The sequence below is a fragment of the Micromonospora sp. DT68 genome (assembly GCF_049847245.1).
Classification (GTDB): domain Bacteria; phylum Actinomycetota; class Actinomycetes; order Mycobacteriales; family Micromonosporaceae; genus Micromonospora; species Micromonospora profundi.
Map to the genome: position 1 here is coordinate 343262 of NZ_JBNCNZ010000007.1, position 14935 is coordinate 358196.

A 14935-nucleotide genomic window follows, 5' to 3' on the forward strand; every position below is an offset into this window, starting at 1 on the left:
GCGGGGCGCCCACGCCCACGCTGTGCCAGGAGCGCGCTCACGGCCTCGGCGGTCTCGGGATGGGCGGCCAGCAGGGCGCCTACCAGAGGCTGTGGCGCGGCAGCGGCGACCGCGCCCGTGGGGGTCGGAGGCGCCAGCCACGGCGGCACCCAGGCATCCAGCTCCGGCAGCGCCCCCGGGAAGATGCGCCCCGCCTCGCGGACCAGCAACGGGACCAGTTCCGGCCCCTGGTCCCGCAGTGTGGTGATGAGGGTGGGCAGCCAGGGCAGCAGCACCGGGTCGGGCAGTTGGGCGAAGGCGGTGGACATCGTCTCGACGACGAACGGCGCCAACCCGGGCACCGGCTCCAGCGCGTGCACGAGCCCGGCAAGGTACTGCGGGAAGGCGGGGACCACCAGCGGATTGGCCAGCAGCTCGGCGCACCGGACCCGCAGCTCGGCGAGCGGCAGCTGGCCGAGCTGGTGCTGACCCGCCCAGAGCAGGGCGACCTTCGCCGGAGCCGTCGGATGTGACTGTGCGACCGCCAACTCCAACTGGTGCCGATCACAGCCCAGTGACAGGGCCAGGCCCTCCATGGAGAACAGGAAGCCGAGCATCGCGGCGACCTGCCGGACCTCCGTCTCCTCCGCTGTCACGGCGGTCGGCAGCAGGGTGCAGTAGTGCGCGTACCCGGTGGTGACGAACGCCTCGCACCAGGCCGGCAGGCTCGCCGTGGTGGCCCGGTAGTGAGCCAACAGTCGACGGATACGCCGCAGCACGTCCGGGGCGCCGTCGACGGTGCGCTCGGCGGCGAGCAGGTCCACCGCCCGCGCGCCCAACTCGTCGACCAGGCGGGGGCTGCCGAGCAGCCGGATGGCGTCCTCCACGGCGGCGAGCGCACCTGAGGCGGTGGCGTCGGGGCCGCGTACCGCCCGGCGCAGCCGCTGCTCCAGGACCTGCTCGACTGTCACACCTTCGTAGCCCAGCTCGATGAGCGCGCGCTGGTGGTGGCCGAGTGCCAGGTCCCAGCTCTCCTGGATCGAACGGTGCCCGAGCCGGCGCTCACCCATGATCGGGCGTACCGCGGCCGGCGGTAGCAGGTGCCGAAGGATCCACAGCAGGTCCGAGCAGGGGGCCAGCTCCGGGTGACCGGCCAGGTCCAGCAGAGCCCGTTGGACGGACCGTTTCTCCAGTGCCAGGCCGAGCGGCTGGAGCCTGTCGAGGACGTCGCGGGCCAGGGGCGGGAGGGCGTCGTAGCCGACCTGACCGACCCGGTCGCCGCCCAACAGGATCTCGCAGAGCCGCCGCACGTCGCGACGGCCGGGTACCACGTCCTTCTCGATGCAGGTGACCGCCGCGTCGGCGAAGTCGTACGGGGTGGGTCGGGCCCGATTGCGCAGACCGGCAAGCAGGACCGAGGTCTCGAAGACGGCTATCGCGTCGGCGGTGCTGGCCAGGTACCCGTTGCGGCGGGCCAGCCGGACGATGTCGACGCACCAGCCGCGCAGCTCCGCCTCGTCGAGGCCGTCCAGGGCCGGCGGGGCGGAGAGAAAACCGGTGAGTACGTCGCTGACCGGACCGTCGACGGGGGAGGGCGCCGCCGGGGCGCGGCCCCGCCGGCCCCGGGTCGCCGTGGTGCGTTGACCCTCCAGCCGGTACGGGGACAGCCGGTGACGGCTCACCGCCTTCGTCCACGTCGCTGCGGCGATCGACACCGAGCCGGGCGCCAGGCCGAACTGCGCCTCGATAGCGGAGTGACTGGACGGGATCAGCCCGTACCGCCAGCGGGTGTCGGTGCGCGGGGTGATGGTGAAATCGGCGGCGACGGAGTCCAGCCCGAACTGCTCGACCCGGCTTGCGGCGTGGAAGGCGCCGCAGACGTAGAGACACTCGGAGGGATCGACGCCGGAGGCGGCCAGGTGCTGGCGCATCCGCGTCCACATGTACCGCTCGCGGTCCTCGTCACGGTCCAGCCGGTCCGTGCCGGTCGGGCGCAGCCGCCGGAACAGGCTGCCGATCAGCACCATCACCTGTCGGTAGGTGTCGTAGTCGGCGTCGGCCAGCGGGCCTTCGACGTACTGGTCCCACCACTCCGACCAGTGCCGCACCTTGCCGTGGTGCAGCAGGTACGCCTCCAGCTCCGCGAATCGGGGCCGCAGGTCACCGATCTCCACCCCGACGGCGTCGCCGTGCAACCCGGACTCTTCGCCGGTCTGCGCGGCCGGCACGGTGTCGCCGCCCTCGGCGGTCGGATCCGGGCGCGGCGACCACTGGAAGACGTGGTCGGTGGAGCGGTCCACAAGCACCAGCTCCACGCCCGGGGTCTCCAGCGCGTACGCGATGGCCTGGTATTCCGCCGACGCCTCCGTGACGGGCGCGACCACACTTAGCGGCCCCCAGTCTGCGGGGAAACCGGACAGCTCCGACGCGAATGCCTGCACCGCCACCGGCAGACGGCAGTTGCGCAGCTCGCCGAGCAGTGGCTGGAGATCCTCGCACAGCTCCAGGTAGATCACCCGGGGTTGCTTGGCCCGCAGTCGGCGCACCATGGCAAGCGCGGACGCCGGTGAGTGGTGGCAGACCGGGAAGATCTCCAACCGCTCGCCGAGGGCGCGGTCGACGTCGTCGACGATGCCCGCGAGGATCGCACCGAGCGCGTCGGGGGAGCCCGCGAACGCGGATGCCGCGTCGGTGAGCTGCTCGCGCAGCGCGCCGAACGTGCCGGCGACGGTCGGTGCGGTCACGACAGGGACGCGATCGCCTGGCGACCGCCGTCGAGGAAGCCCGCCCACCCGTCGGCGTCCTTACGCGCGCGCGGCTCCACCACGCCGTGCAGGTACTTGTTGAGGATCGCCAGGTCCTCCGGGCTGCGCCGGGCCAGCGAGCCGACCAGGGAGCCGGCGATCGTGGCAGCCCGCAGCGTACGGTCGCCGAAGAACTGGCTGTGCAGGATGGCGTCCTCCAGTACGCCGATCTGCTCGGCGGTGGACAGCGCCGACTCCAGCTTTTCGTCGTCGCTTGTCGCGGCGGCGGCACCGGCCCGCAGGTCGGCGAAGCTCTGCAGCAGGATGTCGAGCAGTGTGGGCGGCACGTCCAGCTCGATGCGGTGCCGGCGCAGCAGCTCCTCGGTGCGGAAGCGGACGATCTCGGCCTCGCTGCGCTTGTTCGTCACCACTGGGATCCGGACGAAGTTGAACCGCCGCTTGAGCGCGGAGGAGAGGTCGTTGACACCTCTGTCGCGGCTGTTCGCGGTCGCGATGATCGAGAAGCCGGGCTGGGCGAAGACGATGTTGTCGTGGTCCAACTCGGGGATGGCCACGTACTTCTCGGACAGGATCGAGATCAACGCGTCCTGCACGTCGCTTGTGGAACGGGTCAGCTCCTCGAAGCGGCCGACCACACCCTGCTCCATCGCCGTCATGATCGGCGACGGGATCATCGAGTCCCGGGACTGTCCCTTGGCGATCACCATGGAGACGTTCCACGAGTATTTGATGTGGTCCTCCGTGGTGCCGGCGGTGCCCTGCACGACAAGTGTCGAGTTGCGGCAGATCGCGGCGGCCAGCAACTCGGCCAACCAGCTCTTGCCGGTGCCGGGGTCACCGATCAGCAGCAGGCCGCGATCCGAGGCCAGTGTGACGATGGCCCGTTCGACGAAGCTGCGGTCGCCGAACCACTTTTGCGGGATCTCCCGGGACAGGCCGTCGGCCCGCTCCGAGCCAAGGATGAACAGACGGACCATGCGTGGGCTCAGCCGCCAGGAGAACGGCTTCGGGCCGGTGTCGACCGACTCGAGGAAATCCAGCTCGTCGGCGTACGTGACCTCGGCGGGGGCGCGCAGCATCTCGGACATGAGGGGGTTGGTCTCCTAGGTGAGGAAGTTCTTCAGCTCGACGACGAGTTTGCGGATGTGCCCGGAGATGACCGGGGTGCCCTGGTCCTTGAGGCGTTGCCGGAACCAGGGGTTGACGCTCTGCTGCCCGGAACTGCTTACCGAGCCGACCGGGATGACCCGTGCACCGGAGCGGTGGACGGCCTGTAGACCGTCGAAGACCGCCTGGTTGTTGACCTCGTAGAAGTCGGAGATCCACACCAGCACTGTGTTCTTCGGCTCGGCGATCTTCGGCCGGGCCAGCGCCAGCGCTGCCGTGCCGTCGGTGCCGCCGCCCAACTGGGTACGCAGCAACACCTCGAACGGGTCGTGCACCCACGGCGTGAGGTCAAGTGCCCGGGTGTCGTACGCGACCAGGTGCACGTCGACCTTCGGCAACCCGGCGAAGATCGACGCGAGGATCGTGCAGTTGACCATCGAGTCGACCATGGAGCCGGACTGGTCGACGACGACGATGAGCCGGGCCGGCGTCGTACGCCGGGCGGTCTGCCGGTAGTAGAGCCGGTCGACGTAGAGCCGCTCGTCCTCCGGGCTCCAGTTGGTCAGGTTCTGCCAGATGGTCCGGTCGAGGTCAAGGTTGCGGAACACCCGCTTGGGCGGCACCGACCGGTCCAATTCGCCCACGCTGGTCTGCTGCACCTGCGTACGCAGCACCTCGGCGACCTCGTCGACGAAACGCCGGATCAACGCCTTGGCGTTGGCCAGCGCCACCCCGGAGAGGTTGGCCTTGTCCCGCAGCAACTGCTCGATCAGTGACATGCTCGGTGTCAACGCCTTGGCCAGCGCCGGGTCGGCGAGCACCTCCCGCAGGTGCATCCGCCGGACCAGGTCACCCTCCAGCCCCGCGAGGGTGGCACCCAGCCCACTGCCTTCGCGGCGCAGGTCGCCGGGCTCGCTTCCGAGGGCCTGCTCGAACCAGCCGGCGTCGGACTGCCAGCGGGCCAGCTGGGTGGCGCTTACCGGACCGGAGCCGGTGGCGAACACGTTGAGCAGTACCTTCGACACGAGCGCGGCCCGGCGCACCTCGGCCTCGCCCGGCCGGTAGATCGCGCCGGCAACTGGGCCGTCGTCGGCAGAGCTGTCGGCACCAGGACCGGCACCAGGACTGGCACCAGGACCGGCACCAGGGGCGTCGGCAGCAGAGCTGCCGGCGGCGGACTCCTCGTCGGAGGTGAGCAGCCCGCGCAGCTCGGCCGCGAGCGCCGGGAAGCGCTGCACGATGGTGTCCACCGAGACCGCCGGGTCCAGCAGGGCGGCGGGCAGCCCGAGATCGTCGACAAGTGCGACGCTTGCCGACTCCAGGTTGGGTTGCTCGTCGCGGTCGAAGAGGCGTGACAGCAGCCTCCAGTAGAGGACCTGGCGGCGGTTGGCGTCGGCGGACGCGGCGGTGGTGGTGGGCTCGGTCATCGGCGCAGCAACCGTCCCGCGCGTTCGCGCAACACGGCCACGGCATCGCCTGCCCTGGCCTCCTCCTTGGCGATCTTCGGATCGGTGACGCCGCACGCCCAGTCGCCGTTGTGCGCCTGCACCGTCCGCCGCTTGACAGTGGCGCGTACCGCCAATGGTTGGAGCTGCCACCGGCAGTCGTCCCAGCGCAGCAGGCCCAGGCAGGCGGACGAGGCGGCCACCAGCTCTGCCGTGAGGGGACCGGCGGCCGGTAACCGGTCGACGGCCAGGACGACCCGTTCGCCGTCCACCTCGACGGCGAGCGTCCCGTCCTCGTCGCGGAGCGGGGTGCCCTCGATGAGGACGGGCTCGCCGATGGCTGTCGGGTGTCTGTCCAGTGGGGCGGTCGCCGCCGCGACGGCCGCGGGCAGCAGCACCCGGGCAGTGGCGAACGGGTCCGCAGGCTCGTCGAGTCGGACCCGTTCGTCGGCCCAGCCCAGGTCGCCGCCGTGCAGCGGCAGCTCGGTGACTGTCAGTGCCCGCTGCTCGGCCAGCGCCGTGAGCAGCGTCGGATGCGTCGACAGCAACCGCCAGACTGCCGGACCGACGATTGTGGCCACCTTCGCGGCGGCGACCGCCGTGCGGACCAGCAGAGGCTGCCCGCCGTCAGTCGGCTCCAGAACGGCGTGCAGTTGCACCTGCACTGCCGTGTCGTGGACGTGCAGGTCCACGCCGAGCGGCAGCAGTCGCCCGGAGACCCGTGGTGCCTCGTCGGTGACCTGGGTGCCCTCGGTGAGGAGCACGCCCCGGGCCCAGAGATCGGCCCAGCGCTGTGCCGGCACCTCCGCCATCGTGGCGATCGGCACGCAGGCCCGCAGCTCGGCGGCCAGGCCGTCGAGCAGCACCGCGAGCCGACGGAGCGCCGGCACGGCAAGGGCGGCCTCGACGGTCGAGGCGGCAGAGGACAGCAGTTCGTGGTCGACACCGCGCCAGCCGGCGACCGCCACCTCGTGCCACCACGCCCGCGCACCCGCGAGGGCGGGCAACGCCTCGGCGGCTTGGACCGTCGGAGCCGTCCATGGTGACCGTGCCCGGGTCGCCGCAGTGTCGAACTGCGTCAGCAGTGCGTCGTGTGCCGCGCCGAGCAGCGCCGAGCGTGCCCCGGCGAGCGCGCCGAGGTGCTCCGGCCTGACCGACCCGGCGGTGATCGCGGCGACAGCGGCGGCGACCGGGTCGGCCAGCGGCGTGCCGACGAACGCGTGGGCGAACGCGGCCAGTGCTGCCCCGTCCCGCTCGCCGACCCGGCCGAAGCCGTTGGTGAGGGCGTCGTCGAAGCCGGCGACCACGTCGAGCGTGTCGGCCAACCCGACCGGAACCTCGCGGAGCTGCGCGAGGTGCGTGCCGCGCATCAGCGGGTCGCCCCGGTGCCCGGGAACCACTGGAGCTCGGGAAGCGCGCTCGTGCTGCCCGGCAGCTCCAGGTACGACAGGTGACGCAGGAAGCGACTGAACACCATCGCCGCCGAGGCCGGCTCGGGCTGGCCGTCGAGTCGGGCCAGCAGGTCCGCGCCGCCGGCCACCCCGTCGCCGATGTCGACCCGCAGGTAGCGGGCGACCCGGTCGGCGCCGTACTGGAGGAGCGCCTCGTCGGTGAGCGCGTGCAGGTGCTTGCACGGTGCGCCGCGCAGGCCGCCGCAGGGTCGGTTGTTGTTGGTGCTGCACTGGTAGGCGTGGGTGCCGGCGGAGATCGACGAGACGTAGACCCGCTCGATGTCCGACCCGCTGGAGACGACGCCCTGCAACCGCCCGTCGGCCAGCTCGACGAAGGGCACCTTCGCCAGCTTGCGGGGCCGCGCGGGCGGCACCACCGCCAGCACGCTGCGCCGCCGCAAGCCGGCTCCGTCGGCGTCCGTCACGTCCCGCCCTCCCGCCATCGACAAACTCAGGATGATGCGCACGCCCGCCGATGCCCGGCGGCGTTGCGACGACACGATCATGGACTACGGGTACGACGAAACGGCGGCGCGCCATCATCTGGGACGGCCCACCAGGGGCGGTGCGTGGCGCCCCGAATCCGCGACCGGGCGGAGCGACAGTACGTCGACATGGGGTGTGGCGTGCGCCCCGATGGCCGTCGCAGGTGGTCGTGATCAGCAAGGATGGGCAGGTGGTCGGATCACGGCTGCGACGAGGAGGGCGGGCGATGCGGGTACGCGGGTGGTTGAGCTGGGGGCGGCGTGCCCGCATTGGGGCGGTGCTGGCGGCTCTGCTCACCGGCGTGGTCCCACCGGCGGTGCTGCTGACGCCGGGTGCGGCTGGCGCGGCGACCGGCGCGTCGGTGTGCCAGATCCGCGACGACCGGCTCACCGAGATCTCCGGGATGGTCGCCACCGACGACGGGTACGTGGTGGTGAACGACGGCGCCGAGAACGAGGCCCGCCGACGGATCTTCTTCCTCGACGAACGATGCGCGGTGCAGCGGACGGTCAGCTACCCCACCCGGCCCCGGGACACCGAGGACCTGGCGATCGGTCGGGACGGCACCATCTGGGTCGCCGACATCGGTGACAACGACCGCACCCGGGAGACGATCGGGCTGTGGCGGCTCGCTCCGGGCGCCGATCAACCGGTGTTGTACCGGATGACGTACCCGGACCGCCCGCACGACGCGGAGGCGATGCTGCTCGACGGGGACGGCCGGCCGCTGGTCATCACCAAGGGCGGCAGCGGCACCGTCTACCTGTACGCGCCGACCACCGCGTTGAAGCCGGACGGCACCACACCGCTGGCGTTGGTCGGCCAGGTGTCCCTGCCGTCCACCACCACAAGCAACCCGTACTCGTTCGTCGGGCGCAACGTGATCACCGGCGGGGCGAGCGCCCCGGACGGCCAGCGGGTGGCGCTGCGCAGCTACGCCGACGCCTTCGAGTACGACGTGTCCAACGGCGACGTGGTCGCCGCGCTGACCACAGGCACCCCCCGGATCGTCGCGCTGCCCGACGAGCCACAGGGCGAGTCGATCACCTACAGCCGCGACGGCCGGTCCCTGCTCACCGTCTCCGAGACCGCAAGCCAGCCGCCGGGCACCCGTCCGACGATCCTGCGGTACCCCGCCAGCAGCACGCCGACCCCGACGGCCCAACCCGCGGAGTCCGCCGCCGCGGCACCGCCATCCACGCCGGGCAGCCCGGCGGCGCAGGCGAGCGGCCTCGACGTGGGGCAGCTCTGGCCGCTGATGGCCGGCGGAGGGACGCTGCTGGCGCTCCTCGCGGTGGGCGCGGTGCTGTGGCGGCGGCACACCCTCCGACGCTGACGACCAGCGGATCGGTGCGGCAGGATGGGTGGATGTCAGTGCTCTCCGCCCTGCGCCAGCCGATCGTCGCGGCTCCGATGGCCGGTGGCCCGTCCACGCCAGCCCTCGTGTCGGCCGTCTCCGCCGCCGGCGGGTTGGGCTTCCTGGCCGCCGGAATGATCGACACCGGACGGCTTGTCGCCGACATCGCCGAGGTCCGCGCACGTACCGAGCGGCCGTTCGGGGTCAACGTCTTCCTGCCCGGTGACGACGCCGTCGACGAGTCCGCAATCCGGGGGTACGCGCGGCGGCTCGCCCCGCAGGCCGACCGGTTCGGGGTGAGCCTGGGCGATCCGGTGGGCGGCGACGACGCGTACCCGGAGAAGTTGGCGGCTCTGCTCGCGGACCCGGTCCCGGTGGTGTCCTTCGTCTTCGGGCTGCCCGACCGGGCAGCCGTGGCGGCCCTACGCGAGCGGGGTACCGAGGTGTGGGCAACTGTCACCCGCCCCGACGCCGCCACGGCCGCCGCCGAGCTGGGTGTGGACGCCGTCGTGGTGCAGGGCACCGAGGCCGGTGGGCATCGCGGCGGCGTGCCGGATGACGACGACTACGCGTTGCTGCCGCTGCTGCGGCTGGCCGCCGCCGTTTGCGACAGGCCACTTGTTGCCGCCGGTGGCATCGCCGACGGCCCCGCTCTGGCGGCGGCGCTGGCCGCCGGTGCCGCCGCCGCGCAACTCGGCACGGCGTTCCTGCGCTGCCCGGAGGCGGGCAGTTCGCCGCTGCACCGCGCGGCGGTGGCAAGCGCCGCACCCACCGCGTTGACTCGGGCGTACACCGGCAAGCGGGCCCGGGGTGTGGTGAACGCCTTCCTGCGTGCGCACGACGCGGCAGCGCCGGCCGGCTACCCGCAGGTGCTGCACCTGACCCGCCCGCTGCTCGCCGCGGCCCGGCGCGACGAGGACGCCTCGGTGGTCAACCTGTGGGCCGGTCAGGCCCACCCGCTGGCCCGGGACGTGCCGGCGGCGCAGCTTGTCGCCGAGATCAGCGCCGGTGCCCGGGCCGCGCTGGCGACGGCGGCGCAACTGTCGACGCGCTGGGGTTGAACGACCCGTCGAGCAGGCGGGAGGGGCCCGACGCGTCGGTGGGCAACCCGTTAGAGTCTCGCCGTGATCGAGATCGACGCGCACGTCGACCTGTCCCACCCGCCCGACCGGGTCTGGCTCGCATTGACCGATCGGGAGCTGATCGGCCGCTGGTTCGCCGAGGCCGACATGGTCGAGGGAGTGCCGGACCGGCTGTTGCTGCACACTGCCGGACTGCCCGGCTTCGATGCCAACGTCGAGGTCGAGGTGATCGAACGTCAGGTGCCGGAGCTGCTGGAGCTGCGCTGCGACGAGGCAGGTCGGCTCACCGAGCTGACCTGCGTTGTCACCCCCACCACCCAGGGCTGCCGGCTGAGCGTTCGCGAGGTCCCCACCCACGGCTCCTGGTCGGCGGAGCAGCACGGGCCGCGTGAGCAGCAACTCCGCCAGGCGTTGACGGTGCGCCTGCCGGCCATCCTGGACTGGCTCGCGTTCCAGCAGGTCGACCTGCGTCGCGGCGAGGCCGGGATGACCGCCGAACTGCCGTTGATCGGCGGGGTCGGCGCAGCGCGGGCACGCCGCCGCCGTCGGACGGTGGTCACCGCCCTGGTCGGTGTCGTTCTCGTGGCGGGGTTGGTGGCCTGGATGACGCTGCCGGGCGGGTCGAAGCAGGCCGCCGCGCCGGTCTCGTCATCGCCGACCGCGACGTCGGAGCCGAGCGCCGCGACCGCCACGTCCACCGCACCACCGAGGGCGACATCGTCGGCGCGCCCGTCCCGGACCGCCGCGTCGCCCACCACCAGCCCGAGCCGCACCCCGACGGCGAAACCCTCGCGTACGCCTTCGGCCGCGCCACCGCCGCCGCTGACGGCCCGCTACGACACCGACTCCAGCCGGTTGTTCGGCTACACGGGTGAGGTGGTGGTGAACAATCCGGGCCGAGCACCGGCCGAGCAGTGGTCCGTGGTGGTGACCCTCGCCGAGGGCAGCAGCGTCGACGACGTCGAGGGCGCCGAATGGCGGCAGAACGACAGGGCGATCACCTTCAGCGGGCCGGCCGTGCCGGCGGGCGGTTCGCGGACGATCCGTTTCGACGTCCGCGACGGCCGACCCAAGGCCAGGGAACCGGTGGGCTGCACGGTGGACGGCAACCCGTGCGCGGGCCTCTGACCTAGGCTCTGCACATGGCACTGCTGCACCGGGCGACGCTGCGCCCCTCGAAGCTGGACCTGCTGGCGACCTGGCTGCCGGGCCGACAGTGGTACCAGGGGCCGGCCGGGGTCAACGCGGTGAGCTCGGGCGCCTACCGCTTCGACGATCCGGCTGGCGAGGTCGGCATCGAGACGATGCTTGTCGGCGCCTCCGGCGGGCCTGTGCACCAGGTGCCGCTGACGTACCGCGCCGCGCCCGTCGACGGCGCAGACGATTGGCTGGTGGGCACCGTCGAGCACTCGGCGCTCGGCCAGCGCTGGGTGTACGACGGCTGCGGCGACCCGGTCTACGCTGCGGCCCTGGCCCACGCCATCCTGGCCGGCACCGGCCAGGCCGAGCAGTATTTCGAGGTCGACGGCCGGCGCGAGGTGCGCGAGCCGACGATGACGGTGGTCGCCAGCGGCGCCGGGGACAACAGCGTGCGCCCGGTCGGCGGCATCCGTCGGGTGGTCGACGGGGACAGCACGATCATCGTCACCGACTCCGTCGAGCTTGTCGTCGTCCGGCGACCCGCTGAGGACGGGGCTGCGGGCGCGGCCGGCGCCACCCTGAGCGGCAGTTGGGCCGGGCAGGCGACGACGGTGCCGCTGGCGTACGCCCGGACGCTCTGACGCCTGACAAGCCGTGCGGTGGGCGGCCCGACTTCCGGGCCGCCCACCGCGTTCACCATCGCGACGGAGGCGGTGGTGGCGAGACCGGCGGCCGGTCGTCGCAGGTGATGGTGTTGGGCAGCAGCCACGGGGCGAGCCAGCCGCCGTCGTTGCCGCCCAGGTCGGTGAGGGTGAACTCCGACCCGGCCGCTGTGAAGTGGAACGACCCGCAGTTGTTGACGCCTACCGCGCCGACGTTGCGGGCGTCCACGTTGGCGAACGACGCCGACCCCGCCGAGCGGGCGCTGACCACTGACGTGCCGGTGCCGTCGACCCGGATGTCGCGGAACCGTACGTCGTTTATCGAGTAGAGGTCCTTCACCGGCCAGTCGCTCACCAGCATGATCGCGTTGTACGTGTTGTCGAGGTACGCGTCACCGGTGACCTCGATGCGCGCGTCGATGCTCCGGTCCAGGGCGAAGATCCAGATGGCGCCCAGCCCGATGTTCCAGTTCAGCTCGTACGTGCCGGCGCGGACAGTGGTGTTGTCGGTGATCCGCAGGTGCCCGGTGAACGGCTCCGCGCCGAAGCGGGCGCCGACGTGGAGGGCGCTGCCCTCGCGGACCGGGTCGGCGACGAGGTTGTGCGACACGGTGGTGTCGGTGCCGCCGTAGATGGCGATGCCGTTGGCGAGCGTGGGGGACTGCACGGTGTTGTGGTCGAACGTGTTCCGCGCGTTGGCTGTCTTCTCCGACCACATCGCCAGGCCGTCGTCGCCGGTGTTGCGGACGAAGTTGTGCGCGACGAGCGAGTCGGTCACGCCGGTGTGGAAGTTGAGCGCATCGGCGATCTGGTCGACGATGATGTTGTTGGTGACGCGTACGTTGCGCATCGGCCCGTCGAACCAGATGCCCACCTTCGTGTGGTGCAGGTAGAGCCCGTCGATTGTGGAGTCGCTCATCGCGCCACCGATGGCGTTCACCTGGTCGGTGTCGATGCGTTCCCGTACGTCGCCCTCGATGGCGAAGCCGGAGAGGTGGACGTTGCGGCTGCCACCGTCGGCGGCGTCGCGGCCGTAGAACCCGACGCCTGTGTGCACAGAGCCGTCCGGTGCGGGCGGCGACAGGGCCACCTCGCGGCCCTTGATGATGGTGTGCCAGTTGCCCGCGCCCTCGATTGTGACGTCGTCGACGACGATGTGCCTGTTGACCTGGTAGGTGCCCGGCGGGAGGTACACGGTCAGGTGGGTACGCCTGGCGAACGCGATGGCCCGGTCGAGGGCGTCGGCGGAGTCCCGCCGGCCGGTGGGGTCGGCGCCGAAGGCCAGCACGTTGGCGGCGAGCAGCCGGACGCGGGGCGGCGCGACCAGTTCGGAGTCGAGCAGGTCGATGACGGTCCAGGCGGCGGCGCTGCCGCTCGGCGCGGTGAGCCGGATCGTGTCACCGGCCCGGTAGGTGCGCCCGAGCAGGAGTCGCTGCTCGTCGTAGAAGTGGGCGGGCCGGAACGGCGTGCTGATGCTCGGGTACGGGGTGGTGGCCGACGGCACGCACTGGCACTCGGTGATCCACCAGTCCGGGTGCAGCAGCCCGGCCCGGGGGTCGTTGGAGAACGGGTACTGGTTGTACAGCCAGGAGTACTGCGACGTCAGCGTCATGTCGCGCACGTGTTTGCCGTTCGCCGAGACGCGCAGGGGTGCTGTGATCCCGCCTCCGGTCGGCGCGTCCGGGATGCTGTACCGCACGGTGATGCCGTTGGCCGCCCTGGGCAGGACGAACTCGACGTACTGGCCGGGAGTGAGCCGGACCGCCCGGCGGCCGGACGCCTCCGCGGGCAGCGTGTAGGCGGACCGGTCGGGGCCGATGACAGTGCCGTTGGTGCGGGCGTTCTCCGCCTCCTGTTCGACGAAGTCCACGTCGGCGCCCCGCCCGGCGACAAGCGCCGGGTCGAGGCCGGCTCGGGTGACCACAGGCGTCGCGGCGGGTGCCGGCGGACCGGCGACGGCGGCAGTGGACCCGCCGGCCGCCAGCACTGTGATGGCGGTCGCGAGGCTGACGGTGGTGATGGTCGGGCGGCCTGGGCGACCCCGCGCCCGCATCGAGTTCCGGAACATCGGTGCCACTCCTTCGTGGATGGTGGTGGGGAGGTCCGCCCGGCGCTCCCCCTACGCCCGACATTGATCGTCATCGTGCCAGTACCGACCACTGTGCTGCAAGATGCCTATCCGTAAACGAAAAAAAGCGACAACATGCTGGTAAGAAATGGACTGTCGCGTTGGGTGGCGGTTCTGCTCCGGCCGCCTCTGCGCGGCGTACGCTGTGCCGCGTGGAGCAAGAAGACCGGATCGCCCTTTTCCTGGACTACGAGAACCTCGCGCTGGGCGCCCGCGACCATCGTGGCGGCGCGGCCTTCGACTTCCGGCCGATCGCCGACGCGCTTGCCGAGCGGGGACGGGTGGTGGTGCGCCGGGCGTACGCCGACTGGTCGTTCTTCGACGAGGACCGCCGGATGCTCACCCGGTCCCACGTGGAGCTGATCGAGATCCCGCAGCGCATGGGCGCCTCCCGCAAGAACGCGGCAGACATCAAGATGGCGGTGGACGCGATCGAGTTGGCCTTCGAACGCGACTACATCTCCACGTTCGTCATCTGTAGCGGTGACAGCGACTTCACCCCGCTCGTGCACAAGCTCCGCGAGCTGAACAAGAAGGTCATCGGTGTCGGGGTCGAGGGGTCGACGTCGGCGCTGCTCCCTCCGGCTTGCGACGAGTTCCTCTACTACGACCGGCTGGAGGGCGTGGACATCCCGCCGACCGCCAGCCGGCGGGGTCGCCCGGCCCGACAGTCGGGCCCGGGTCAGCGACCGCCCGAGCCGGAGCAGGAGGAACGGGAGCAGGAGCCCGAGGGTCGGCCGGCGGGGGAGGAGCCCGGCCGGGACGTCGACGCCCTGGCTGTGCTGGTGGCCCAGACGGTGGCCGGGTTGCAGGGCAGCGCCAGCGGCGAGGTGACAGCCTCCCGGCTCAAGCGGACCCTGCTGCGCAAGGACCCGACCTTCAGCGAGTCCGACTACGGCTTCCGTACCTTCGGGGAACTGCTGCGCCACCTCGCCGGGCACAACGTGGTCGACCTGGCCGAGGGGCCCGCCAAGGGTGACCCCGAGGTCTCGCTGCCCGAGCACGGCGACCGGGAGGTGGCCTTCGGTCTGCTCCGTTCGGTGGTGGGCGACCTCGGCAGCGCCGGCAATCCCGTGGCGCTGTCCGGTCTGAAGAACCAGCTGCGTCGGGCCCGTCCGGACTTCAGCGAGAAGAAGCTGGGGTACCGCAGCTTCCTCCAGTTCTGCAAGGCGGCCGCGACCGGTGGCGCAGTCGATCTGCGGTGGAGCGCGGAGGCGGACGACTACCTGCTCACGGCGCAGGGTTGACGGCCGTCGAAGGTTGCTAACCGTTAACACTGGTCTCGATTTGCGCCTGAATTGCGGCTCTTGCCCAGGTCCGTGCGTTCCTGCGC

At 71.8% G+C, this 14935-nt stretch carries 10 protein-coding genes and 1 pseudogene; 5 read left to right on the forward strand and 6 right to left on the reverse strand.

The genetic code is table 11. The features are described from left to right. Nucleotides 1–26 precede the first annotated feature (26 nt). The 5 genes and pseudogenes from ACPXB1_RS16175 to ACPXB1_RS16195 form a co-directional block, all read right to left on the reverse strand. Nucleotides 27–2723 (reverse strand): annotated as a pseudogene (locus tag ACPXB1_RS16175) (DUF5682 family protein); the annotation flags it as partial. Continuing rightward, entirely contained in the window at nucleotides 2720–3832 is a 1113-nt protein-coding gene (locus ACPXB1_RS16180; RefSeq protein ID WP_355595498.1) for an ATP-binding protein, read from the reverse strand. The pseudogene ACPXB1_RS16175 and the gene ACPXB1_RS16180, both read right to left, overlap by 4 nt. Nucleotides 3833–3847: 15 nt before the next feature. Then, a complete protein-coding gene (locus ACPXB1_RS16185) occupies nucleotides 3848–5278 on the reverse strand; it encodes a VWA domain-containing protein (RefSeq protein ID WP_425735475.1) in 1431 nt (476 codons plus the stop codon). Then, complete coding sequence (locus tag ACPXB1_RS16190) at nucleotides 5275–6666, reverse strand: hypothetical protein (RefSeq protein ID WP_355595497.1); 1392 nt, start codon at nucleotides 6664–6666, stop codon at nucleotides 5275–5277. The genes ACPXB1_RS16185 and ACPXB1_RS16190 overlap by 4 nt, the downstream gene beginning before the upstream one ends. After that, nucleotides 6666–7133 carry a hypothetical protein gene (locus ACPXB1_RS16195; RefSeq protein ID WP_355595530.1) on the reverse strand — a complete coding sequence of 156 codons (468 nt, stop codon included), beginning with the start codon at nucleotides 7131–7133 and terminating at the stop codon, nucleotides 6666–6668. Before ACPXB1_RS16195 ends, ACPXB1_RS16190 begins: the two co-directional genes overlap by 1 nt. Before the next feature lie 326 nt (nucleotides 7134–7459). Between ACPXB1_RS16195 and ACPXB1_RS16200 the strand changes: the two genes are divergently transcribed. From ACPXB1_RS16200 to ACPXB1_RS16215, 4 genes are all read left to right on the forward strand, one after another. Continuing rightward, nucleotides 7460–8569 (forward strand): hypothetical protein, encoded by a 1110-nt coding sequence (locus tag ACPXB1_RS16200; protein WP_355595495.1) that lies wholly within the window; start codon nucleotides 7460–7462, stop codon nucleotides 8567–8569. A 32-nt stretch (nucleotides 8570–8601) separates the two neighbouring features. Then, complete coding sequence (locus tag ACPXB1_RS16205; RefSeq protein WP_355595493.1) at nucleotides 8602–9651, forward strand: nitronate monooxygenase; 1050 nt, start codon at nucleotides 8602–8604, stop codon at nucleotides 9649–9651. A gap of 63 nt (nucleotides 9652–9714) precedes the next feature. Further along, complete coding sequence (locus ACPXB1_RS16210; protein ID WP_355595491.1) at nucleotides 9715–10800, forward strand: SRPBCC domain-containing protein; 1086 nt, start codon at nucleotides 9715–9717, stop codon at nucleotides 10798–10800. A gap of 14 nt (nucleotides 10801–10814) precedes the next feature. Next, nucleotides 10815–11453 carry a CG0192-related protein gene (locus tag ACPXB1_RS16215; RefSeq protein WP_355595489.1) on the forward strand — a complete coding sequence of 213 codons (639 nt, stop codon included), beginning with the start codon at nucleotides 10815–10817 and terminating at the stop codon, nucleotides 11451–11453. Between the two features lie 52 nt (nucleotides 11454–11505). Here the strand turns inward: ACPXB1_RS16215 and ACPXB1_RS16220 are convergent, their stop codons facing one another. Then, nucleotides 11506–13542 (reverse strand): glycosyl hydrolase family 28-related protein, encoded by a 2037-nt coding sequence (locus ACPXB1_RS16220; RefSeq protein WP_355627977.1) that lies wholly within the window; start codon nucleotides 13540–13542, stop codon nucleotides 11506–11508. Between the two features lie 212 nt (nucleotides 13543–13754). Here ACPXB1_RS16220 and ACPXB1_RS16225 point away from each other — a divergent pair, with 212 nt between their 5' ends. Then, a complete protein-coding gene (locus tag ACPXB1_RS16225) occupies nucleotides 13755–14849 on the forward strand; it encodes a PIN domain-containing protein (protein ID WP_355595486.1) in 1095 nt (364 codons plus the stop codon). The last annotated feature ends 86 nt before the right edge of the window (nucleotides 14850–14935 follow it).

Excerpts from the sequence above, each read along its gene's own strand:
- ACPXB1_RS16180 (WP_355595498.1), bottom strand. The coding sequence starts at position 3,832 with ATGTCCGAGATGCTGCGCGCCCCCGCCGAGGTCACGTACGCCGACGAG.
- ACPXB1_RS16185 (WP_425735475.1), bottom strand. The coding sequence starts at position 5,278 with ATGACCGAGCCCACCACCACCGCCGCGTCCGCCGACGCCAACCGCCGC.
- ACPXB1_RS16190 (WP_355595497.1), bottom strand. The coding sequence starts at position 6,666 with ATGCGCGGCACGCACCTCGCGCAGCTCCGCGAGGTTCCGGTCGGGTTG.
- ACPXB1_RS16200 (WP_355595495.1), top strand. The coding sequence starts at position 7,460 with ATGCGGGTACGCGGGTGGTTGAGCTGGGGGCGGCGTGCCCGCATTGGG.
- ACPXB1_RS16205 (WP_355595493.1), top strand. The coding sequence starts at position 8,602 with ATGTCAGTGCTCTCCGCCCTGCGCCAGCCGATCGTCGCGGCTCCGATG.
- ACPXB1_RS16215 (WP_355595489.1), top strand. The coding sequence starts at position 10,815 with ATGGCACTGCTGCACCGGGCGACGCTGCGCCCCTCGAAGCTGGACCTG.
- ACPXB1_RS16220 (WP_355627977.1), bottom strand. The coding sequence starts at position 13,542 with ATGTTCCGGAACTCGATGCGGGCGCGGGGTCGCCCAGGCCGCCCGACC.